Origin of the sequence: Kaistella sp. SH40-3, from assembly GCF_030686865.1 — a bacterium.
In the GTDB taxonomy this organism is placed as follows: Bacteria; Bacteroidota; Bacteroidia; order Flavobacteriales; family Weeksellaceae; genus Kaistella.
The window spans coordinates 89823-110976 of the sequence record NZ_JAQYUS010000008.1 but is presented as its reverse complement, the minus strand read 5'-3'; the positions used below and the strand labels follow the sequence as shown (position 1 = coordinate 110976).

Annotated in this window: 22 protein-coding genes and 1 other RNA gene; 17 read left to right on the top strand and 6 right to left on the bottom strand. The window is 35.5% G+C overall.

Features of this window, described 5'->3' with window-relative positions; genetic code table 11:
• The first annotated feature begins 8 nt into the window (after nt 1-8).
• From PUH65_RS12895 to PUH65_RS12870, 6 genes are all read left to right on the top strand, one after another.
• Nucleotides 9-1337 (top strand): hydroxymethylglutaryl-CoA reductase, degradative, encoded by a 1329-nt coding sequence (locus PUH65_RS12895; RefSeq protein ID WP_305520548.1) that lies wholly within the window; start codon nt 9-11, stop codon nt 1335-1337.
• A gap of 1 nt (nt 1338) precedes the next feature.
• Nucleotides 1339-1509, top strand: a complete 171-nt coding sequence (locus PUH65_RS12890) for a hypothetical protein (RefSeq protein WP_305520547.1) — start codon at nt 1339-1341, stop codon at nt 1507-1509.
• Nucleotides 1510-1597: 88 nt separating this feature from the next.
• Nucleotides 1598-1987 carry a DUF423 domain-containing protein gene (locus PUH65_RS12885; RefSeq protein WP_305520546.1) on the top strand — a complete coding sequence of 130 codons (390 nt, stop codon included), beginning with the start codon at nt 1598-1600 and terminating at the stop codon, nt 1985-1987.
• A complete protein-coding gene (locus PUH65_RS12880; RefSeq protein WP_305520545.1) occupies nt 1987-2532 on the top strand; it encodes a hypothetical protein in 546 nt (181 codons plus the stop codon). Before PUH65_RS12885 ends, PUH65_RS12880 begins: the two co-directional genes overlap by 1 nt.
• A gap of 13 nt (nt 2533-2545) precedes the next feature.
• Nucleotides 2546-2803 carry a hypothetical protein gene (locus tag PUH65_RS12875; protein ID WP_305520544.1) on the top strand — a complete coding sequence of 86 codons (258 nt, stop codon included), beginning with the start codon at nt 2546-2548 and terminating at the stop codon, nt 2801-2803.
• Nucleotides 2804-2806: 3 nt separating this feature from the next.
• On the top strand, nt 2807-3676 hold the full coding sequence (locus PUH65_RS12870; RefSeq protein ID WP_305520543.1) for a DMT family transporter: 870 nt from the start codon (nt 2807-2809) through the stop codon (nt 3674-3676).
• A 20-nt stretch (nt 3677-3696) separates the two neighbouring features.
• Here the strand turns inward: PUH65_RS12870 and PUH65_RS12865 are convergent, their stop codons facing one another.
• Nucleotides 3697-4671 (bottom strand): phosphatidylserine decarboxylase, encoded by a 975-nt coding sequence (locus PUH65_RS12865; RefSeq protein ID WP_305520542.1) that lies wholly within the window; start codon nt 4669-4671, stop codon nt 3697-3699.
• Between the two features lie 348 nt (nt 4672-5019).
• On the opposite strand from PUH65_RS12865, the gene sucC reads away from it, so the two are divergent.
• From sucC to PUH65_RS12850, 3 genes are all read left to right on the top strand, one after another.
• Entirely contained in the window at nt 5020-6213 is a 1194-nt protein-coding gene (sucC, locus tag PUH65_RS12860) for an ADP-forming succinate--CoA ligase subunit beta (protein ID WP_305520541.1), read from the top strand.
• Nucleotides 6214-6423: 210 nt separating this feature from the next.
• A complete protein-coding gene (locus PUH65_RS12855) occupies nt 6424-6873 on the top strand; it encodes a hypothetical protein (RefSeq protein WP_305520540.1) in 450 nt (149 codons plus the stop codon).
• Nucleotides 6874-6886: 13 nt separating this feature from the next.
• Nucleotides 6887-9070 carry a reprolysin-like metallopeptidase gene (locus tag PUH65_RS12850; protein WP_305520539.1) on the top strand — a complete coding sequence of 728 codons (2184 nt, stop codon included), beginning with the start codon at nt 6887-6889 and terminating at the stop codon, nt 9068-9070.
• Nucleotides 9071-9177: 107 nt separating this feature from the next.
• On the opposite strand, the gene PUH65_RS12845 is transcribed toward PUH65_RS12850, so the two are convergent.
• Nucleotides 9178-10011, bottom strand: coding sequence for a mechanosensitive ion channel family protein (locus PUH65_RS12845; protein ID WP_305520538.1), 834 nt, complete (start codon nt 10009-10011; stop codon nt 9178-9180).
• 139 nt (nt 10012-10150) lie between these two features.
• On the opposite strand from PUH65_RS12845, the gene rnpB reads away from it, so the two are divergent.
• Nucleotides 10151-10480, top strand: an RNA gene (rnpB, locus tag PUH65_RS12840) — RNase P RNA component class A.
• A 41-nt stretch (nt 10481-10521) separates the two neighbouring features.
• Here the strand turns inward: rnpB and PUH65_RS12835 are convergent.
• Together PUH65_RS12835 and PUH65_RS12830 are read right to left on the bottom strand one after the other, a co-directional pair.
• Entirely contained in the window at nt 10522-11391 is an 870-nt protein-coding gene (locus tag PUH65_RS12835) for a polyphosphate kinase 2 family protein (protein WP_305520537.1), read from the bottom strand.
• An 88-nt stretch (nt 11392-11479) separates the two neighbouring features.
• The gene (locus PUH65_RS12830) at nt 11480-11971 is read right to left on the bottom strand and encodes a DUF1573 domain-containing protein (protein ID WP_305520536.1); all 492 of its coding nucleotides are present in this window, start codon (nt 11969-11971) and stop codon (nt 11480-11482) included.
• A gap of 126 nt (nt 11972-12097) precedes the next feature.
• On the opposite strand from PUH65_RS12830, the gene PUH65_RS12825 reads away from it, so the two are divergent.
• The 7 genes from PUH65_RS12825 to PUH65_RS12795 all read left to right on the top strand — a co-directional run bounded on the left by PUH65_RS12825 (nt 12098) and on the right by PUH65_RS12795 (nt 19973).
• The gene (locus PUH65_RS12825; RefSeq protein ID WP_305520535.1) at nt 12098-14719 is read left to right on the top strand and encodes a valine--tRNA ligase; all 2622 of its coding nucleotides are present in this window, start codon (nt 12098-12100) and stop codon (nt 14717-14719) included.
• Nucleotides 14716-15351, top strand: a complete 636-nt coding sequence (locus PUH65_RS12820; RefSeq protein WP_305520534.1) for a DUF4241 domain-containing protein — start codon at nt 14716-14718, stop codon at nt 15349-15351. The genes PUH65_RS12825 and PUH65_RS12820 overlap by 4 nt, the downstream gene beginning before the upstream one ends.
• A 61-nt stretch (nt 15352-15412) precedes the next feature.
• Nucleotides 15413-16306, top strand: coding sequence for a ribokinase (locus PUH65_RS12815; protein ID WP_305520533.1), 894 nt, complete (start codon nt 15413-15415; stop codon nt 16304-16306).
• A gap of 100 nt (nt 16307-16406) precedes the next feature.
• Nucleotides 16407-17246, top strand: coding sequence for a serine aminopeptidase domain-containing protein (locus tag PUH65_RS12810; protein WP_305520532.1), 840 nt, complete (start codon nt 16407-16409; stop codon nt 17244-17246).
• 64 nt (nt 17247-17310) lie between these two features.
• Nucleotides 17311-17880 carry a cob(I)yrinic acid a,c-diamide adenosyltransferase gene (locus PUH65_RS12805; RefSeq protein WP_305520531.1) on the top strand — a complete coding sequence of 190 codons (570 nt, stop codon included), beginning with the start codon at nt 17311-17313 and terminating at the stop codon, nt 17878-17880.
• Complete coding sequence (locus PUH65_RS12800; RefSeq protein ID WP_305520530.1) at nt 17843-18502, top strand: thiamine diphosphokinase; 660 nt, start codon at nt 17843-17845, stop codon at nt 18500-18502. Before PUH65_RS12805 ends, PUH65_RS12800 begins: the two co-directional genes overlap by 38 nt.
• Before the next feature lie 79 nt (nt 18503-18581).
• A complete protein-coding gene (locus PUH65_RS12795) occupies nt 18582-19973 on the top strand; it encodes an arginine decarboxylase (protein WP_305520529.1) in 1392 nt (463 codons plus the stop codon).
• Between the two features lie 283 nt (nt 19974-20256).
• Here the strand turns inward: PUH65_RS12795 and PUH65_RS12790 are convergent, their stop codons facing one another.
• Both PUH65_RS12790 and PUH65_RS12785 read right to left on the bottom strand, forming a co-directional pair.
• Nucleotides 20257-20916, bottom strand: coding sequence for an HAD family phosphatase (locus PUH65_RS12790; protein ID WP_305520528.1), 660 nt, complete (start codon nt 20914-20916; stop codon nt 20257-20259).
• A 6-nt stretch (nt 20917-20922) separates the two neighbouring features.
• Nucleotides 20923-21150 carry a DUF5808 domain-containing protein gene (locus tag PUH65_RS12785; protein ID WP_305520527.1) on the bottom strand — a complete coding sequence of 76 codons (228 nt, stop codon included), beginning with the start codon at nt 21148-21150 and terminating at the stop codon, nt 20923-20925.
• Nucleotides 21151-21154 lie beyond the last annotated feature (4 nt).

Here is a 21154-nt window from a genome sequence, read left to right as displayed (position 1 = left end):
TTATTTCTATGAATCACCAACCGGTTGAAGGATTTTCTAAACTCTCAAAACAAAGAAAAATAGATTGGCTCATCAAAGAATATCTGAATGAAGACCGCAGTTACGAACAGGTGCTTCAGCAATATTGGAACGGCGATCACACGCTGCAAAAATTACACGAAGAGTTTTCTGAAAACACTATTTCTAATTTTTATATGCCTTACGGAATTGCACCAAACTTCCTCATCGATGGGAAATTATTGGCGCTGCCAATGGCAGTAGAAGAAAGTTCGGTAGTTGCAGCAGCTTCAAAAGCAGCAAAATTCTGGATTGATAAAGGTGGTTTTAAAACAACCATCATCAATACCAAAAAATTAGGTCACACGCATTTTATTTTAGATGTTGAGCCGCATAAAATCTTGCATTTCTTTAACTTTAAATTAAAGAAAAGATTGTTTGAAGCGACCGAAGAGATTACTAAAAATATGCGAAATCGCGGTGGTGGAATTCTCAATATCCATCTCATCGATAAATCTGCTGAGTTAGAAAATTATTTTCAATTGAAAGCGAGTTTCGACACGGTAGATTCTATGGGTGCCAACTTTATTAATTCTTGTTTGGAGCAGTTTGGAAAAACATTAAAGGAGGAAGTTGAAAAAGAAGACACTTTCACTCAGGAAGAGAAAGATTCTTTACAAATCGTGATGAATATTTTATCCAACTTTACCCCGGATTGTATTGTAAGAGCTGAGGTTTCTTGCAAGATCGAGGATTTAAAAGACGATAGTGGAATTTCTAACGAAGAGTTTGCAACCAAATTCAAACGTGCTGTAACGATCGCTGAAATCGAACCGTATCGTGCAACGACTCATAACAAAGGAATTATGAATGGAGTAGATGCAGTGGTGATTGCAACAGGAAATGATTTCCGTGCGACCGAAGCATGCGCACACGCTTACGCTGCAAAAGATGGAAAATATTCGAGTTTAACGCATTGTACAATTGACAACGGAATTTTTAGATTCTGGATTGACTTGCCAATTTCTGTAGGCGTTGTTGGTGGTTTGACTAATCTTCATCCGCTTGTTAAATTTTCTTTGGCTTTGTTGGGGAAACCTTCTGCGCAGGAACTCATGAGTATTTTGGCTGTTTCTGGTTTGGCTCAGAATTTTGGAGCATTGCGTTCTTTGGTGACGACTGGAATTCAAAAAGGCCATATGAAAATGCACTTGTTCAATATTCTCAATCAATTAGGAGCAACCGAAGAAGAGAAAAATCATTTTGTAACTTACTTTAAAGACAAAACGGTGACGCACCATGAAGTGATCAGCGAGTTTAATAAATTGAGAAATAAATAATATGTTTCAAATCTTTCTAGGTCTTTTAATTTTAATTTTTGGGATTTTTCTTAAAGTCACCAAAGATCCCGGCTTTGAAAAATCAAAGAAATTCTCGTGGATGTTTATTGCCATCGGGATTTTATCAATTATCGGAAAACTAGTCCTCACTTATCAAACAGGAAAATTATAATACGGAATTGCCACTAACGACCTTTGTGAACAAATACTGATGAAGGTTGGCGATTCTATAATTCCTTAAAAAAAATAAATAACTATTTATGAAAAGTATAACATTAATAATCGGTGCCGTTTACGGATTGGTGTCTGTGATTTTAGGAGCGTTTGGAGCGCACGCTTTAAAGAAGGTTTTATCAATTGATAAACTTGCGAGTTTCGAAACCGGTGTGAAATATCAGATGTATTCCGCACTTTTTTTATTGATCGTGGGTTATATTTTAAAATTTGAATCTCCCTCAGAAAAATGGATTTCTATTTTAATGATTGCGGGAACTTTTCTTTTTTCGGTAAGTATTTATTTATTGGCATTCAGTGAGGTTGCCTCCATTCCATCAAAATTAATAGGGCCAATTACCCCATTTGGTGGTTTATTGATGATTATTTCCTGGGCGATGTTGATTTATTATTTTATTAAAAACCAAGTGCAATAATGAGAATAAAAATTGTACTTTTTATCGCTGTTCTTTTAAGCGGAATCTTTTCTGCACAACAAATGAATGATTATCAATTTGGTGCGCCGTTCACGATTTCTTATCCGATAGGCTACGTTAAAAGTTATGATTTGAATGATGTTGCTTCTGCACAGTTTTCAAGTCCTATCAACGAAAAATATTCAATTGTTATTCAGACTGAAAAAGATAATCTAACCTTTTTCCAAATCGCATTTTCTAATTTGGTAGAAGCAGGTGAACATTATTCTAAAGCGATTACAGATGGTTTGCAGGATGATAAATCCCTGAAGTATACTACGCCAAAAGCACTAATGATTAATGATCAAAATGCGGTGGAAACAAGTATTGAAGGATCTTTTTTCGAAGATGAGTCTGAACTTTCTACCCAGTTGTTTTACCATGTTACCATTGTAGAAACTGCTAAGCATTACTATCAAATTATTTCCTGGTGTGCTCTGAAAGATAAGAACAAGAATCTGGAGGAGTTTAGAAAAATTGCCAAATCCTTCAAAGAAATAAAATAAATTTAGTTGTTAAATGTTCTTCATCTTTGGAATCAATAAAAAACCGGTCGGTAAAGAGCAACTCAAAATCATGAAAAACGGTTTTGAAGTCAATGCGATTATTACCGTTTATAAAAATTATTTTGAACTGTTTTTCATTCCCTTAATTCCACTTGGTAAGAAGTACAGCATTTACATTCCGCATTCCGATCAGTATTTTGAACAGGGAATGTTTTCGAAAATGCCCGATGAATATTTAGAAATCTGCAAAGAAGTCGGTAGAAAGTATTAAAAAATGACAAAGCCTAGAATTGCATTATTCCTTGGGATTTTATGCATCTCCATTTTTCCGGTAATCGTTCGGATGAATCTTACATCCGGATTAATTTCTGCGTTTTATAGAATGGCAATTGCAACGGCGATTATTTTGCCTTTTGCAATTTATAAGAAAAAACTGTATTTAGAAGATTTCAAAACACTTCTGCCAATCGCAGTTTGTGGTATTTTGTTCGCATCAGATATTGCCGTCTGGAATATTTCTATTCAGCATTCGTCAGCAACTCAAGCGACTTTATTGACTAATCTGTCGCCAATTTGGGTCGGTGTTTTTTCTTTTATTTTTTTGAGTTATCGCCCACGGAAAAGTTTTTGGCTGGGAACTTTAATTGCCTTGATCGGAATGCTGACTTTTGTCGGAATTGATACAATTTTAGAATTGAAATTAGACAGTGCGTTCTTCCTCGGAATTCTTTCTGGAGTATTGTACGCGCTTTATATATTGACAAGTAAGAAATTATTGGCGAGATTAGAAGTCATTACTTTCATCACTTATAGTATGATTTTCAGTACGGTTTTTCTGTTCTTTATTAATATGTATTTCGGTGAACATTTTTTCGGCTTTTCAAACGAAGCCTGGATTTCACTTTTAACTCAGGGAATTGTTTGTCAGTTAATTGCATGGTTGCTCATTAGTTATTCCACTCAAAATATGCGTGCAACTCGAGTATCGCTGAGTTTGTTAAGTCAGGCGATATTTGCATCAATTTTAGCAGCAGTTATTTTAAATGAAAAAATCACGGTGATTCAAATGGTTGGAAGCGTTATTATCTTAGCAGGAATCGCAACCACCTTTTATGAAAAGAAAACAGTGGAAATTAATTCTTAGTCGTAGAAAATAGTCGGTTTTTATTTTTGGATTGCAATTCGTTCACCCATTTTTATGGTCGTTTCCAAGCCTTTTGAAGTGTTCATTAATAAGTCATTATCAATTTTAATTTTATCTTTCTCAAACAACAAAACCACGGTAGAACCTCCAAATTTAAAATATCCTTTTTCTTCGCCTTTTTTAACTGTTGTACCAGTGTACGTTTGAATCATGCTTCCGACCATTGTTGCACCAACTTCTACCATTACTACATCGCCAAATAACGGACTTTTCATGACGCCGTATTCTCTTTTATTCAACCAGAAAATTTCGGCTTTTTTACGAAGTGCCAATGGATTTACGGAGTAGTAATCTCCATTAATTTTAATATTTGAACTTCCTGTAGTTCCACTTATTGGGAAATGATACCGGTGATAATCCGGCGGTGCGAGTCGGAAAACGATCATTGTACCGTCTTCGTATTTTTTTGCTAAGTCTGGATTGTTTAAAAAGGTGTTCACATTAAACCGAAAACCTTTGATGTAAAAATCAGCGTTTTTAATATTTTCATAGGCTAAAATTTTACCATCTGCTGGCGAGGCTACTGCGAGGGAATCTGCAACGATTGGTCTGGCTTCCGGTTTGAGTTTGCGAATAAAAAAATCATTAAAACTGGTGAAGTTTTGTTTTTGTGCAATACTGAGATCAACGCCGTATTCTTTTACAAACGGCACTATCTTATCTGCAGAGGCCGGCTTTTCCATTTCATCACCGTAAAGGGAAGTGATGAGTTTTCGTTTTGCAATGGTCCATAAAGTTGCTTCCCCGACGGGATTGTGATACAACCAATCCAGCCATTTTTCGCCGTAAACATTTTCAATTAGAACCTGTCCGGTTTCTCTGTCAACATATTTGATCGGTTTTTGGGCTGGAACCGGAAAAACAGCGAGCACGAAAATAAGGGCTGAAATAAACCAGATGATCGTCCATTTCTTATTTGGTTTTTTAAATTTCATTGTATTAAATTACTTGTAGATCAATTTTGTTCAAATTTAAAGTTATTTTCGGTAAACAAAAGGTTCTCGAGCATAGAGACCAATTAATCAAATTAGATTGACAGGCAAATGAAGTAAAATAGACGAGTCTACTAATGATAAACAAATCGCGCCCCGGATTGAACGGTTTGTTTGAGCTCTTTTTTTGCTGATCCACTTTTTAATTCAGTGCAACAATTACTTGCAAAAAAAAGCGAGTAGTGAAAGCCGGAGTTGTGCGCCCAAAAATTTAAATGGATATGCTTCCTATCTTATCAAATTTTCTTAAATTTGTCAATCTTTAAAAAATAAATATCTAATTAAAATATTATGAATCTTCACGAGTACCAATCCAAAGAGATTTTGGCAAAATACGGAGTTAACATCCAACGAGGTTTTATCGCAAACACTGTGGAAGAAGCAGAAGCAGCAGCGAAAAAACTGACTGAAATGAACGGAAACGAAGGCTGGGTCGTTAAAGCACAGGTTCACGCTGGTGGACGTGGTAAAGGCGGCGGCGTTAAGTTTTCTCCGAACATGGAAAAACTGAAAGAAAATGCTGGAAACATCATCGGAATGCAGTTGGTTACTCCACAAACTTCTGCGGAAGGGAAAAAAGTAAATTTCGTTTTGGTTGCTGAAGATGTTTATTATCCAGGGGAAACTGAAACCAAAGAGTTTTATGTTTCTATCCTTTTAGACAGAGCGCAAGGGAAAAATATGATCGTTTATTCTACGGAAGGTGGAATGGATATTGAGCACGTTGCAGAAGTAACTCCTCATTTAATTCATAATGAAGTTGTAGATCCATCTGTGGGATTGCAAGGTTTCCAGGCTAGAAAAATTGCTTTCAACTTAGGTTTAGAAGGTGCTGCTCACAAAGATTTCGTAAAATTTATTGCAAACCTTTACAACGCTTATGTTGGAATTGATGCTTCACTTTTTGAAATTAATCCGGTTTTAAAAACTTCTGACAATAAAATTATCGCTGTTGATGCTAAAGTTTCTTTAGATGACAACGCATTGTTCCGTCACAAAGATTTGGCTGAACTGAGAGATACAAGAGAAGAAGATCCTACTGATGTTGAAGCTGGTAATGCTGGTTTGAACTTCGTGAAGTTGGATGGTGACGTTGCCTGTATGGTAAACGGAGCTGGTCTTGCGATGGCAACTATGGATATCATTAAATTATCTGGTGGTAACCCAGCGAATTTCTTAGATGTTGGTGGTACGGCTGATGCGGAAAGAGTTCAGAAAGCTTTCGGAATTATCTTGAAAGATCCAAATGTAAAAGCAATTTTGATTAACATCTTCGGAGGAATCGTACGTTGCGACCGTGTTGCTCAAGGGATCGTAGATGCTTACAAAGCGATGGGAAGTCTTCCTGTTCCATTGATCGTGAGATTACAGGGAACCAATGCAGTAGAAGCAAAACAATTAATTGATGATTCTGGTTTGCCAGTTCATTCTGTAATTACTTTGGAAGAAGCTGCTAATAAAGTAAAAGAAGTTTTAGGTCACTAAGATTTTTTAGATAACTATTTAAAACCGTCTCGTCATTATTTGGTGAGACGGTTTTTTATTTCTACGTTGATGTGTTTTTATTTCTTTTTTTAATAAAATTAAAAACGAAATGAATTAATAAAGTTGATGAATTATTTTTAATGACAAGGTTGGTTTGTTGTATAAATTGGTATATTTGCTTTAAATAAGTATTATTCTTGCTTTTCAATTATGAATTATCTTTACATGTTTCTTGTTGTTTTATTTTTCAGTTGTGATTCTCAATCGGCAAATGCTGCAGCGGATAAAATTAATTTTGAAGAAGTTAGCCATTTCTTTTATCCTTTGATCTCTGAGCAATATTTGGTTTTAAATACGCAGGAAAAAATCGATTCTGTTTACAAAGTCATCCATTCAAAATCACCAGGAAATCGATTAGCACCAATACCGTCGCTTTCGGACAATGAATCTTATATTATTTTCAAACCTCTTGTGAAAAACTCCAATGATGTTGAAATAAAAGAAATTTCGCGAAAAGGCAATACCATTTATGTAGATGTTGGGGAGTTCCATAATCCCGACGTTCAAAAATCGAGCAGGATTTCGCCCTATGTTCTCGTAAAATTATTAAAGAAAGTGAACCCCAAAAAAATAGTATTCAACTATCAAAAATTAAAATAGTAAAAAACGTATTATGAAAACAAAAATCTTTACCCTTTCCTGCTTGATGTTCGCAGCGTTTGGCTTTGGACAGAATTACTGGTCAAAGGTAAATACATTACCCAAAACCGGTTTAACCGCAAGAGATTCTAAACCAAAAGAATTTTCGGTTTATAAAGTAGATGTAGAAAAAATTAAAAATGATTTGGCCGCTGCACCTGCAAGATTTTCAACTAAAGAAGGTCGATTAATTACTTTTCCAGATGCCAATGGTAAATTTAGATCCTATCTTGTTGAGGAAGCGTCTGTAATGGAAGCACCTTTGCAGGCAAAATATCCGGAACTTAGATCTTATGTTGGATATGAAAAAGGAAATGCTCACAATTCAATTCGCTTCAGTATTACTCCGGATCAAGGAATAAGTGCCATGTATTTTGATGGTTGGGAAGTGAGTTATCTTGATAGTTATACCAAAGACAACTCTAATTACATAGTTTACAAAAGAGCAGATATGCCTGTAAACAATCATTTGTTTGAATGTAAAGTAGAAGGAGAAAATGTGGAACAAGAAGCGGGAGTTGGAAATAAAGCGCCCTTAGTAGCTGATGGAAAATTTAGAACGTACCGTCTTGCTTTAGCCGCTACCGGTGAATACACTGCTTTTCATGGTGGAACAGTTCCAAAAGCACTTGCAGCAATGGTTGTTGCTATGACCAGAGTAAATGGAATTTATGAAAAAACGTTTTCATTAACAATGGTATTGGTAGCGAATACAGATCTTGTAATTTACACCGATGCAACTACTGATCCTTACACCAATAATGATGGCGCGGTCATGTTAGGCGAAAATAAAACCAATCTTAATAATGTTATCGGTATTAATGGTTATGATGTTGGACACGTGTTTTCTACAGGAGGTGGAGGTGTCGCTTCTTTAGGTGGTATCTGTGGCAGTAATAAAGCGCGGGGAGTTACAGGTTTACCTTCTCCAGTTAATGATGCGTTTTATATTGATTTTGTTGCTCACGAAATGGGTCACCAGTTTGGAGCGAACCATACTTTTAATGCTACGACAGGAAATTGTGGTGGTGGAAATAAGAATAATACAACTGCTTTTGAACCAGGTAGTGGGTCAACAATTATGGCGTATGCCGGGATTTGCGGCAGTGCAAACAATGTTCAAAATAATAGTGATCCATACTTCCATTCTGCAAGTGTGAATGAGATTTATAAAATTATATCCAGAGTAACTGATTGTTCCGTAAAAACAGATAACAATAATGCGATTCCTACTGCTGACGCAGGAGATAGTTATACAATTCCTAAAGGAACTGCATTTGTTTTAACAGGTGTTGGTACCGATGCAGATAATGACCCATTAACTTATCTATGGGAGCAATTGGATAATCAGGCCAGTACCCAGCCACCAGTTGCTACAGCTACAGGAGGACCTATCTACAGGTCGTTTTTGCCGTCAACTTCTCCTAAGAGATATTTCCCAATGTTGAGTTCTGTAGTCCAAAATAACCTTATTCCAAAATGGGAAGTTACACCAAGTGTTGCCCGCGCATTAAACTTCTCTCTTATAGTAAATGATAACAAACCAACAGGAAACCAATCAGCAAGAGCCCTAGTGGAAATAACTGTTGCAGATTCTGGACCTTTTGTTGTTACGTCTCAAACGACGAACGTTGAGTACAGTGCTCAAAACCCAATTGCGGTAACTTGGGATGTTGCCGGAACAGATGCTGGAGAAGTGAGTACCTCAAGTGTGAGCATCCTTTTATCTAAAGATAGTGGTGCTAACTTCGATGTGGTCCTTTCGGAAAGCGTTCCTAATAATGGTACTGCTATTGTAAATCTTCCTAATGAAGATATTGCTTCAGCGAGAATTATGGTAAAAGCAGTTAATAACGTGTATTTTGCCGTGAATAAGTCTAACTTCAAAATTAAAAAATATTTAGCCACAGTCGATGGTAAGTTGAAAACTGCTTCTATTTATCCAAACCCAGCGAAAAATGAAGTGAATATTTCAATGGCCAAATCAGAAGGTGCGAAATTCATGATTTATGATGCATCTGGAAGATTGGTAAATTCAGGAACTGTGTCCGCTAATGGAAAAATTAACGTTGAGAAAATAGCGAACGGAAATTACGTTTTATCAATTCTATTAAAGAATGGTGAAAAAGTAACCGAGAAATTAATGATTAAAAAATAATTACATTTCAGTTAAAATGAAAAGGATGCTAATTTTAGCATCCTTTTTTTTTGCGTGCAATATGCTTCATACAGTTAAAATGGTAATAGTTTATAAAATATCAGTGTTTAAACATTGTTGTCAATCTGAATCTGAGTCGCTAATTCGATTCCCGATTCTTCTAACCTTTTTTTTAAGGCAATTAAAGCATCGCTCTTCACTTTCATAATATTTTTACCACTTTTCATAAAGAAGCGTGCTTGCAAATAGAAAATTCCAAATGATTGTTTCAGTATAATTACTTGGGTTTCCTCAATATGATCAGTGAAATCAAAACTGTTAATCTCTTCTAAAATAACCTGCGTGGTTTTCTCTAAATCCTGACTGCTGGCAATTTGTAAATCCAGAAATACTTTTCTTTGTCCAGAGGAAGAAAAGTTCGTAAAAGGTGCGCTGAAAATCAATTGGTTTGGTACAAAAACTTTTTTTCCATCATCAGTAATAATTTTTGTGGTCAAAAATCCGATTTTTTCTACAACGCCAGTCACATCTTTAATAGAAACATAATCGCCATCTGCAAATGATTTATCGATCCCAACCAGAGCGCCCGAAAACATCGATGAAACCAAATCTTTCAAAGCGACACCAGCTACCACACCGGCAACTCCTAAACTACCTATAAACTTTAAAACAAAACCGCCCAAGCCCATTATTTCAAAGGAAATAAATGCTCCAGAAAGGATGATAAGAAACTTAAAAACTTTGATTAAAGTAACAATTGAGTTATTCTTGCTTTTGGGAAAAAACTTATGAAAAATCTTTACCGATATTTTACTGAGGTAAGAACTCATCGTTAAAAAGATGAAAAAAACCAATATTCCGACTGCCAATTTAGGTGTCGCTTCTGCAAGACTACTGTACCAACGTTTCAGGACGGCGTAAACAATTTCAAAATAATTCATAATTCAAAAGTATCAAAATTTAATAAATTCTTCACTAGCAAATTTCTTTCCAAAAAATTAAGTGGAACAGTTGGTAAGTCGTACCTACTAGTTAAAAATAATGATTGTGAAAGTAGAAAATTCCTATCTTTGTCACCCACAAGAAAAACGGCTTGTTGATTTCCGCTTCGGCGGAGGTAGGAAAGTCCGGACACCATAGGGCAGCAAAGCGGATAACATCCGTCGGTCGCGAGATCAGGACCAGTGCAACAGAAAGTATGTATATTAATTTATAGTGAAACCAGGTAAACTCTTTGCGGTGCAATGTTAAGTATATCGGATTTCTCGATTCGTCGAGATAGGAAGTGGCTCGCTCCAAAAACCGAGGGGTAAGCAGCTAAAGTTTTGCAGCAATGTAAAGCGTAGATAAATAACAGGCGTTTTGATTTCGGTCAAAAAACAGAATCCGGCTTATAGTTTCTCTTGTGGGTTTTTATAAAAAAAGCAGAAATTTTTATTTCTGCTTTTTTTTTATTCTTTTTCCAGTTCTTTTTTTGTATCGAGTAATGCTTTCTTGCCTTCTTCCGAAACTACGGGATATTGTAAATCCATTTTTTCCATTGCATCAATGATGACCTGAATTGCCGCAACTCTGGTAAACCATTTATGATCAGCGGGAATCACATACCATGGCGCGTAATCTTTGGAGGTTTCATTAATGGCTTCTTCGTAGGCAGTCATATATTTACTCCACAACTCTCGTTCGGGTAAATCACCTGCAGAGAATTTCCAGTTTTTGGTAGGATCGTCAATTCGTTCCAGGAATCTTTTTTTCTGTTCTTTTTGAGAAACATTCAAAAATATTTTAATAATGGTTGTTCCGTTTTCAGCAAGCGTCTTTTCAAAATTTCTAATGCTTTCATATCGTTTCTTCCAGAACTTTTCATCAAAATCATTAACTGACTTCCAGACTTTTTCATTTAAATTATATTCGGGATGAACTTTACACACCAAAACACTTTCATAATGACTTCTGTTAAAAATACCGATCTTTCCTTTTTCAGGTAAAGCCATATAATGCCGCCACAAAAAGTCATGAGCATATTCTTTATCATTTGGTGTTTTGAAACTTGTAACAGAACAGCCTTGCGGATTAACACCTCCAAAAACATGTTTGATTAATGAGTCTTTTCCTGCCGCATCCATTGCCTGTAATACAACCAGAATAGATTTGCTTCCATCGCTGTACAATCGCTCTTGCAGTTCGTGAAGTTTTCCTTTCTCTGCAGCGAGCATTTCTTTCCCCCCTTTCTTGGTCAGTTTCCCTTCGTATTCAGTTGGGAAATCATCGATAGAAAATTTACTTTTCACAATGAAATTATCACTAAAATCTAAATCCATAGTTTTAATATTTGTACTAAAATAAAAAAATCATTTCAATTATGAAATGATTTTAAAGTTTATCTGTTATTACAAATTAGATTGAATATCAGTTTTTTGCATTTAATTTTTTTGCTTGCTTAGCTGTAGCGGGAGCAACTTTTTCTGCAACCGCAGATTTTACTACTGCAGTTTCAACTCTAGCCGCTGGTTGCGCAACCATTGCAGTTTGAGGATTTTCCATTACATTACCTTTAATCGTAATCGTTGATCTGCTTGTTTCAGCGTCATTTGAATATACTTCAATAATTTTTGTAAACGGTCCAACAAGAGTGGTGTTGTATCCTACTTTTATTTGAGCAGTTTTTCCTGGCATTATTGGATCCTGACTCCATTCTGGTGTTGTACAACCACATGATGCCTGAACTTTTGAAATAATAAGAGGCTTGTCTCCAGTATTTTTTACAGTGAAAACTCTATGACCGTCTGCGCCAACCTTTACGGTTCCGTAATCGAAAACTGTTTTATCGAATGAAATAGTTTGTGCTGAAGCAAGTGCAAAAGATCCAGCCAAAAATAGGCCTGCGAAGATTTTTTTCATTTTTTTATTTTTTAATAATTGGTTATTTGATTGAATGTAACAAACAAAGTTAAATATTTTTTTAATAGTAAGGTCACTTTTTTTTATTTCCCTATTTTTGCATCTATTAAGTCAAAGATATAACAAATGCAGATTTCAGAGAAATATACGCCACAGGAAACCGAACAGAAATGGTATGATTACTGGCTGAAACATAATTATTTTCATTCCGAACCTAACGAAAAACCTCCGTATACGATTGTAATTCCTCCGCCAAATGTAACTGGAATTTTACACATGGGTCATATGCTGAACAATACGATTCAGGATATTTTAGTTCGTAGGGCCAGAATGCAAGGTTTCAATGCTTGCTGGGTTCCGGGAACTGATCACGCTTCCATCGCAACTGAAGCAAAAGTGGTGGCGAAATTGAAAGAAGAAGGCATTAATAAAGCAGATATTACCCGTGAAGAATTTCTAAAACACGCCTGGGATTGGACTGACAAATATGGTGGAACAATTCTGGAGCAATTGAAAAAGTTAGGTTGTTCTTGCGATTGGGAACGAACTCGCTTTACGTTAGAACCAAAACTTTCTCAACAGGTTATTAAATCTTTTGTTGATTTGTATAACAAAGGTTTGGTTTACAGAGGTTACCGAATGGTAAACTGGGATCCCGAAGCGAAGACCAATATTTCTGATGAAGAAGTTATTTTCAAAGAACAAAACGGAAAACTGTATTATTTAAAATATAAAATTGAAGGAACTGAAGAGTTTCTATCCGTTGCAACAACCCGTCCAGAAACCATTTTCGGAGATACTGCGGTTTGTATCAATCCTGACGATGAGCGATATGCTCATTTAAAAGGTAAGAACGTTATTGTTCCTATTGTAAATCGTGTAATTCCAATTATCGAAGATGATTATGTTGATATTGAGTTTGGAACTGGAGCGTTGAAAATTACGCCGGCTCACGACACCAATGATTATGAAATCGGGAAACGTCATAATCTGCAGATGATTGATTCTTTAGATGATGATGCTAATTTGAATGAACACGGTTTGCATTACGCCGGTAAAAATAGATTTGTCGTTCGTAAGGAAATTGTAAAAGAATTAGAGCAAAATGATCTTTTGTTAAAAGCAGAAGATTATGTAAATAAAGTAGGAACATCTGAAAGAACAGGTGCGATCATCGAACCTAAAGTTTCTGTTCAATGGTTTTTGAAAATGTCTGAAATTGCCAAACCTGCCTTGGATGTGGTGATGAATGATGAGGTGAAATTTCACCCAGAAAAATTCAAGAACACTTATAAACACTGGATGGAAAACATCCGCGACTGGAATATTTCTCGTCAGCTTTGGTGGGGTCAGCAAATTCCGGCTTTCTTCTATGGTGATGGTCAGGATGATTTTGTGGTAGCAGAAACGATTGAAGAAGCCTTAATTCTTGCGAGAGAAAAGTCTCAAATCTCAAATCTTGAAATCTCGGATCTTCGTCAGGATGAAGACGCACTGGATACCTGGTTTTCTTCTTGGTTGTGGCCAATGTCGGTTTTCGACGGCCTTTTAGATCCAGAAAATAAAGATATTAATTACTATTACCCAACCTCAGATTTGGTGACGGGTCCAGATATTATTTTCTTCTGGGTCGCCCGAATGATTATGGCGGGAATCGAGTATAGAAAAGAAGTTCCCTTTAAGAGTGTTTATTTTACTGGAATTGTTCGGGATAAACAAAGACGCAAAATGTCGAAATCACTGGGGAATTCTCCGGACCCAATTGAGTTGATTGAGAAATATGGAGCAGATGGCGTTCGAGTCGGGATTCTATTGAGTTCGGCAGCAGGAAACGATTTGCTTTTTGATGAAGAATTAATGTTGCAGGGAAGAAATTTCGCGACGAAAATCTGGAACTCCAATAAATTAATTCAAGGTTGGAAAAAAGATGATTCTATAAAAGCCAATGAGGCAAATCAACAGGCAATTTCCTGGTTCGGAAATCAAATGGATAAAACGATTGTTGAAATTGCTGATCAGTTTGAAAAATTCCGTATTTCTGATGCTTTGCATTTGCTGTATAAATTGATTTGGGACGATTTCTGTTCTTGGTATTTAGAGGCGATTAAACCAAACTATGGTGAAGCGATTTCTACAGAAGTTTACAATCAAACCATTCAGTATTTTGAGGAATTGATGAAATTGTTGCATCCATTTATGCCATTTTTATCTGAGGAATTATGGCAGAATATTTCTGAAAGAACCGTAGAAAATGCTTTGGTTATTGCACAACAAAGAAAAGTTCAGGATTATAATAAAGACTTAATCAAAAAGTTTGAAGTTTCTAAAGATTTGATTTCTGGTGTTCGTAATTACCGTCAGAGCAAAGGGATTTCACCACGTGAAAGTGTGGAGGTTTTCACCAATGCAACATCATTTGATAATGAAAATTTAGTCAAAAAATTAGCGAACATTGAACAAATTCATTTCGCTGAAAAAGCAGATAAACCCACGTTCTCTTTCTTAATTGGTGGAACAGAAGTTTCAATTCCTTTAAGTGAAAATTTAGATTTAGGAGAAGAGAAAACAAAAACTGAAGAAGAAATCAAATATTTAAAAGGTTTCATGATGTCAGTAGATAAAAAATTATCCAACGAGAAATTCATGGCAGGAGCACCACAACAAGTGGTTGATAATGAATTGAAAAAGAAAAAAGACGCGCAGGATAAATTAATCTTGCTCGAAGAAAAATTGAAAACCTTATCATGAACCACATCGAAAATATCAAAAAACATTTCGACAAAAATTTTGTAGAAAGTCCTTTAATTGAAACATTCGAGGCTGGAAATATTATTTTGACTTCGGGGAAATTGGTTGCAAGCGATCCGTTGATTACCAGCGAAATGCCTGCTTTCACTACCGATTTTCCTACAGGCGAATTTCCGGTTTTGGTGCATAAAGAGATTGAAAGTAATTGCGTAGCTTACGTAGAAATCGTTTTCAATAATTCAGAAGTATCGACTTGGAAACTTGCAGTTTCTGAAGGTCAGAATATTTCAGATCTAGCAGAAGGAGAAATCTACGGTTTCCCTGTAGAAAGCGGAATGGGCTGTTTAATGGATTTCGAAACCCAACAAAATCTGATTCTGTTAGAACAGCATTTATTCAAAAGAAAAGGTGAGGATTTCATGGGAATTTATGAGGAGTTTTTCCACGAACATTTTTTTCATGAAGAAGGCGCTGTGAATCAGTATGCTTTTTTAAAACCCCACGATGAAAAACCAGGAAATTTGTTTGCTTTTGAAACAGGTTACGGCGAAGGGTTTTACGCAACTTATATCGGATTTGATAAAAACAATATTCCGGTAAAAGTAGTTTGTGAACTTGTAGAAATTAATTAAGATAAAATAGTTTCTAATCGTATCATATTTAAGTACATTTGAAAGATAAGTTTTAAGCATAATGAAAATCACTACCGAACAACCAAAAATTATTGTAATTGGCAGTTCTTCTATCGATTTAGTTTTAAACACTGAGCGTCCTCCATTGCCTAATGAGACGGTGATGGCAGAGAAATCAGAAAGTTTTTTTGGCGGGAAAGGAGCCAACCAAGCGGTCGCTACTTCCAGATTGGGAGCAAGTGTTTATTTTATTGGTGCTGTAGGTATGGATCCGTTTGGTCAGCAGATCTTAAGAAATTTAGTTGAGGAGGGCGTTAATGTCGGTTATGTTATAGAAACCGAAGAAGCCCCAACTGGTACCGCCTATGTTGTCGCAGCCAAAGGAGTTAATTCAATTGTCGTAGTGCCTGCCTCTAATTATTGTTTAAAACCCAAACACGTTGCAGAAGCAGAAAAATTTTTTTCCACAGCGGATTTGGTTCTAATTCAACTGGAGATCCCAATGGATGTTGTTGAATATACCGCAAAACTGGTAAAAGAAAATGGCAACAGAATGGGAATTTATGCCTCACCTGCGAAACCTCTTTCTGCGGAAATAATTGAAAATGCCTCCTTCATCGTTGCGAAAAGCAATGAGTTGTCGATTATTTTTGGTGATGAACCGAGAGAGCAAATTTTAAGAAAGTATCCGAATAAAGTATTTGTTCGCGACGATACAAATTCTACAACTTATTTCAATGGTACAGAAATGAAATATTACCGAAACGATCACGATTCAGTTTTACATAAAATGGGAATGGGAGATGCTTTTACAGCAGGTTTCGCAGTCGCATTATGTCATGGAAACAGCATTGATGATTGTGTGAGATTTGGGAATGATGTTTCTTTGAAAGTAACTAAAAATAGAGGTTCCCAAAGTGGACTTCCTTATCTGAAAGATATTATTGAAGGATAGATTGCTATATTGAGCATATCGGTTTTGCTTTTTTATTTCCTTTAAAATTTATATTTTTAAAAATTAATTCCACTTATTTACAAGTGGAATTTTCATTACAATGAAAGAACTCATTCTAAATACTTCCGAACAAATTCCACTTTCTGTTAAAGTTTTTGAACCTGCAACTTCCAATAAAAAATTAGTCCTTATTAATTCTGCAACAGGAGTAAAGCAACAGATTTATTTTTCATTTGCCAAATATTTAGCAGCACATGGATTTGTAGTCATCACCTATGATTATCGCGGAATTGGTGAATCAAAACCAGTTAAAATGAAAGGTTTTGACTCATCGATGCGAATTTGGGGAACCGTTGACTTTAAAACTTTAACCGATTTTATTCAGAAGGATTATCCCGAATATACCAAGTTTTGTTTGGGACATTCGGTTGGTGCTTTAATTCTGGGAATGAATGAATATTCAAAAAATTTCGAGAAATTTATTTTCGTAGGAACACAAGATGCCTATATTGGGAATCTAACTTTCAGCGTTGCAGTCACCGCTTTACTCGGTTTCGGGATTGCACTTCCGGTCATGACTCATTTTTTCAGCTACTTCCCGGCGCACCGTTTTGGTTTAGGAGAATCTTTACCAAAGGGCGTTGCTTTCGATTGGCAGACTTTAATTTTAAATAAAAAATCTACAAGTCGACTTTATGAAAAAATAGGCGAAAATATTTCAAAAGAATTAACTCAGAAAACCTTTATTATTCATGCCGAAGATGACACATGGGTCACGCAAAAAGGAATGCGGAATTTATTGAAAAACGTATATCCTAATTTAAAAACTACTTACAGAGAAGTTAAAGTTTCTGAATCTGAAAAGAATGAAATCGGACATGTCAATTTTTTTAGAAGTTATAATCAAACACTTTGGAAAATTGTCTTAGACCAACTGTAGATAATCTCGAAAAGCAGTAAGTAGAAAATCCCTAAATTTACTGCAATGATAAAATTTTAGAAAGATGAAAATATATACCAAAACCGGCGACAAAGGAGAGACTGCTTTATACGGTGGAACGCGAGTTTCCAAAGCATCTGCCAGAGTGGAATCCTACGGAACAATAGATGAACTCAATTCATTTATCGGCGTAGCCAAAAGTGAAGTTAAAGACGAAAAGGTTTTAAACCAACTGAAGAAAATTCAGTTTGATTTATTTACATTAGGTTCAGAATCGGCAACACCAACGGATAAATTAAATTTAGCAAACGGAAAATCCCGTTTGGCTTTAATGATTACAGATACTGAAATCGAAGAACTCGAACATTGGATGGACGATTTTGAAAAAGAATTAGCACCATTGCAATACTTTATTCTTCCAGGCGGTGGAAGATCTGCGACATCACTGCATGTTTGTAGAACCGTTTGTCGACGTGCAGAACGCAGTTTAGTTTTCCTTAATGAATCTGAAGAGGTACGTCCAGAACTCATTAAATACCTGAACCGACTTTCTGATTATCTATTTGTTTTGGCCCGTTATGTTTCAAAACTGAATAATGAATCTGAAGAATACTGGAATCCAAATGACCGATAAAGCGCTACTTTTCATTAATGGTGTTCCGCCCAAAGTTCTTCCTAATATTGTTGACTACTCTTTGATTGCCTGTTCAGATGGTGCTTTTCATTATTTAAAGGAGAAAGATTTTCCGTTAGAAAAACTCGATTTTATTTCCGGAGATTTCGATTCTCATTCGGGAAATGATGAAAGTGTTTATCAGGAGAAATTCATTTATACCCCAGATCAGAATAAAACTGATTTCGAGAAATCATTAGAAATTATTAAAGAAAGAGGTTTTAAAACCGTTGAAGTTTACGGCGCAAGTGGTGGAGAAATGGATCATTTTTTAGGAAACCTCACCGTGGCATTTCTATTTAAAAACGATTTGAAGATTACTTTTTTTGATGAATGCTCGACCTATTTCTTTGCACCGAAAAAATTAGTCTTAGAAAAAGTTAAAAACCGATTGATTTCTTTATATCCATTTCCGACAACTGAAACAGTGACTACGATTGGTTTGAATTGGCCTTTAAATAAAGAAAATTTAGATATTACCCATAGAATAGGAACCAGAAATTTTGCTGCGGAAGATGAGGTAACCATCGAATTTGAAGGAGGGAATCTAGTGGTCTTTGTCGGAAATAAAAGTCAACATTAATTTTAACGGAATTTTAAAATAGAAACCCAATATTTTTTACCAACTTTGCAAATTAAATACAGTAAACTTTTCTATAAAAATGAAGATTAAATATTCAGAACTTATCGACCAAACTTTATATTTTCCAACCGAAGAATTTAATGTCACGGAAAATAGCCTTCAATTTCATGATATCCCTTTAATGGAAGTGATAGAGCAATTTGGTACGCCTTTGAAATTTAATTATCTTCCCAAGATTTCTATGAATATTCAGCGTGCAAAAGCGTGGTTCAAAGAGGCTTTTGAAGTCAATGATTATAAGAAAAGTTACCGTTACTGTTATTGCACAAAATCCAGTCACTTTGCTTTCGTTTTAGAGGAAGCGTTGAAAAACGATATTTCTTTGGAAACCTCTTCTGCATACGATATCGACATTGTAAAATCTCTTTATGAAAAAGGGAAATTCGATAAAACTGTTGAAGTGATTTGCAACGGTTTTAAAACCGATGATTATTTAGCAAAAATTTCTGAGTTGATCAATAATGGGTTTGAGAACATCACTCCCATTTTAGATAATTACCGAGAGTTAGATAAATTGACAGAAAGCATCGATTGTAATTTTAACATCGGAATTAGAATTGCGGCGGAAGAAGAACCGAAATTTGAATTTTATACCTCCAGATTAGGAATCGGGTACAAAGATATTATTCCCTATTATAGCCAAAAAATTGCAGATCATCCGAATGCGAGATTAAAAATGCTGCACTTTTTCATCAATACTGGAATTAAGGATACTGCTTATTATTGGAATGAATTATACAAATGTTTACGCGTGTACGCGCGTTTGAAAAAAATTGCTCCGGAAGTTGATTCCCTTAATATCGGTGGTGGTTTTCCAATTAAAACTTCTTTGAATTTCGATTATGATTACCAATATATGGTGAATGAAATCGTTTCTCAAATCAAAAAATTCTGTGAAGAAGAAGGAGTAGAAGAACCAAACATCTATACCGAATTCGGTAGTTTTACAGTTGGCGAAAGTGGTGGCCATTTGTATAAAATCATTTCTCAGAAACGTCAGAATGACCGTGAAAAATGGAATATGATCGATTCCTCTTTCATGACGACTTTACCGGATACCTGGGCGATTTCGCGCAAGTTTATTATGCTTCCCCTCAACCGTTGGGATGATACTTATGAACGTGTTTTTCTGGGTGGATTAACCTGTGATTCAGATGATTACTACAATTCTGAACAACATACGAATGCGATTTATTTGCCAACTTTTAGTGACACGAAACCCTTATATATTGGTTTTTTTAATACTGGTGCTTACCAAGAAACCATTGGCGGTTACGGCGGAGTTCATCACTGTTTGATGCCACAGCCAAAGCATATTTTGATTGATAAAGATGAAGAAGGTAATTTTGTCTACACCATGTTTCGGGACGAACAGCAACCGGAAGATGTCTTGAAATTATTAGGATATTAAACTGAATAAGGAGCAACAAAAACGTTGCTCCTTATTTATTTGCGGTCCCGCTGTCCACTCTATCTTTTCCTTTCACTTTCGTGAAAAGAAAAAGGATGCCGTTTCCATCGGGGCTAGAATAATGTTCAGGATTCTTTTCAAAGGAGTTTCATAAGAAATATTTTTTTAAATCTCCCTCAGGAATTACAATATGTAAACTAATGTACACTTCGTATTTCAATGAAAAACTAAGGTAACTTCTGTGCACTAATGTGATAAAAGTTTTTTTTGCTTCTCAAAAAGATCAAAAGTATTTAGAGATCTTCTCAACTTCAATCTCTGAAAAATCTGAAATGACCAGATTCGCTTTCTCGTAATGTTGATTGATGGAATGCTCACTTTTATAAGCCGTACAGAAAATTCCGGCAGAATGTGCGGCGATAATTCCGTTTGTAGAATCTTCGATGATCATGCAGTTTTCTTTTGGTTCGGCGGCAATTTTAGCGGCGATTAAAAATATCTCTGGATTCGGTTTTGATTCTTTCAGGTCATCGCCGCTTACTTTACCGATAAAATATCTCTCTAAATCAAATTTTTCAAAAACCATTTTAATCGTCGTCATACTCGCAGAAGACGCCAAAACCAGTTTGATGTTATTTTCAAAATAATTCTCAATCAAACCTTTAACCCCTGCAATTAAATTGAAATCTGGATCATTATAAAAATAATGTTTAAAATACTTTCTTTTGATAATTGCTAACTCCTCCGGTGATTGTTTTAACTGATATTTTTCAACCAGCGTTTCACAGACTTTTTTTGTTGCTGCACCTGTAAATGTAGTGTACAATTCTTCGGAAACTTCAATTCCCAAATCATCAAACATTTTGAAATAGGCTTTACGGTGTAGTGGTTCCGTGTCAACGATGACACCATCCATATCGAATAAAACTGCTTTTAATGGCATAAATATTTAGTTAAAGGTGGATAAGTTTCGGAGTACATAAAGGATTCCTAGCACCGCACCGATTAAAATTAAATATGCAAAAATAGAATAAGGATTTGCAAAATTGATCGTCCAGCCAAAATATTTAAATCTTTTCGGTGGAAATAAGCGCTGATCATTTTTGTTGAAATAAAGAATCCCTAAAATCCAGTGATCTGGATTGTTAACGTTTTCTGTATTACTGTTAGGTTTCATAAAT

Excerpts from the sequence above, each read along its gene's own strand:
- PUH65_RS12895 (WP_305520548.1), top strand. The coding sequence starts at position 9 with ATGAATCACCAACCGGTTGAAGGATTTTCTAAACTCTCAAAACAAAGA.
- PUH65_RS12890 (WP_305520547.1), top strand. The coding sequence starts at position 1,339 with ATGTTTCAAATCTTTCTAGGTCTTTTAATTTTAATTTTTGGGATTTTT.
- PUH65_RS12885 (WP_305520546.1), top strand. The coding sequence starts at position 1,598 with ATGAAAAGTATAACATTAATAATCGGTGCCGTTTACGGATTGGTGTCT.
- PUH65_RS12880 (WP_305520545.1), top strand. The coding sequence starts at position 1,987 with ATGAGAATAAAAATTGTACTTTTTATCGCTGTTCTTTTAAGCGGAATC.
- PUH65_RS12875 (WP_305520544.1), top strand. The coding sequence starts at position 2,546 with ATGTTCTTCATCTTTGGAATCAATAAAAAACCGGTCGGTAAAGAGCAA.
- PUH65_RS12870 (WP_305520543.1), top strand. The coding sequence starts at position 2,807 with ATGACAAAGCCTAGAATTGCATTATTCCTTGGGATTTTATGCATCTCC.
- PUH65_RS12865 (WP_305520542.1), bottom strand. The coding sequence starts at position 4,671 with ATGAAATTTAAAAAACCAAATAAGAAATGGACGATCATCTGGTTTATT.
- sucC (WP_305520541.1), top strand. The coding sequence starts at position 5,020 with ATGAATCTTCACGAGTACCAATCCAAAGAGATTTTGGCAAAATACGGA.
- PUH65_RS12855 (WP_305520540.1), top strand. The coding sequence starts at position 6,424 with ATGAATTATCTTTACATGTTTCTTGTTGTTTTATTTTTCAGTTGTGAT.
- PUH65_RS12850 (WP_305520539.1), top strand. The coding sequence starts at position 6,887 with ATGAAAACAAAAATCTTTACCCTTTCCTGCTTGATGTTCGCAGCGTTT.
- PUH65_RS12845 (WP_305520538.1), bottom strand. The coding sequence starts at position 10,011 with ATGAATTATTTTGAAATTGTTTACGCCGTCCTGAAACGTTGGTACAGT.
- PUH65_RS12835 (WP_305520537.1), bottom strand. The coding sequence starts at position 11,391 with ATGGATTTAGATTTTAGTGATAATTTCATTGTGAAAAGTAAATTTTCT.
- PUH65_RS12830 (WP_305520536.1), bottom strand. The coding sequence starts at position 11,971 with ATGAAAAAAATCTTCGCAGGCCTATTTTTGGCTGGATCTTTTGCACTT.
- PUH65_RS12825 (WP_305520535.1), top strand. The coding sequence starts at position 12,098 with ATGCAGATTTCAGAGAAATATACGCCACAGGAAACCGAACAGAAATGG.
- PUH65_RS12820 (WP_305520534.1), top strand. The coding sequence starts at position 14,716 with ATGAACCACATCGAAAATATCAAAAAACATTTCGACAAAAATTTTGTA.
- PUH65_RS12815 (WP_305520533.1), top strand. The coding sequence starts at position 15,413 with ATGAAAATCACTACCGAACAACCAAAAATTATTGTAATTGGCAGTTCT.
- PUH65_RS12810 (WP_305520532.1), top strand. The coding sequence starts at position 16,407 with ATGAAAGAACTCATTCTAAATACTTCCGAACAAATTCCACTTTCTGTT.
- PUH65_RS12805 (WP_305520531.1), top strand. The coding sequence starts at position 17,311 with ATGAAAATATATACCAAAACCGGCGACAAAGGAGAGACTGCTTTATAC.
- PUH65_RS12800 (WP_305520530.1), top strand. The coding sequence starts at position 17,843 with ATGAATCTGAAGAATACTGGAATCCAAATGACCGATAAAGCGCTACTT.
- PUH65_RS12795 (WP_305520529.1), top strand. The coding sequence starts at position 18,582 with ATGAAGATTAAATATTCAGAACTTATCGACCAAACTTTATATTTTCCA.
- PUH65_RS12790 (WP_305520528.1), bottom strand. The coding sequence starts at position 20,916 with ATGCCATTAAAAGCAGTTTTATTCGATATGGATGGTGTCATCGTTGAC.
- PUH65_RS12785 (WP_305520527.1), bottom strand. The coding sequence starts at position 21,150 with ATGAAACCTAACAGTAATACAGAAAACGTTAACAATCCAGATCACTGG.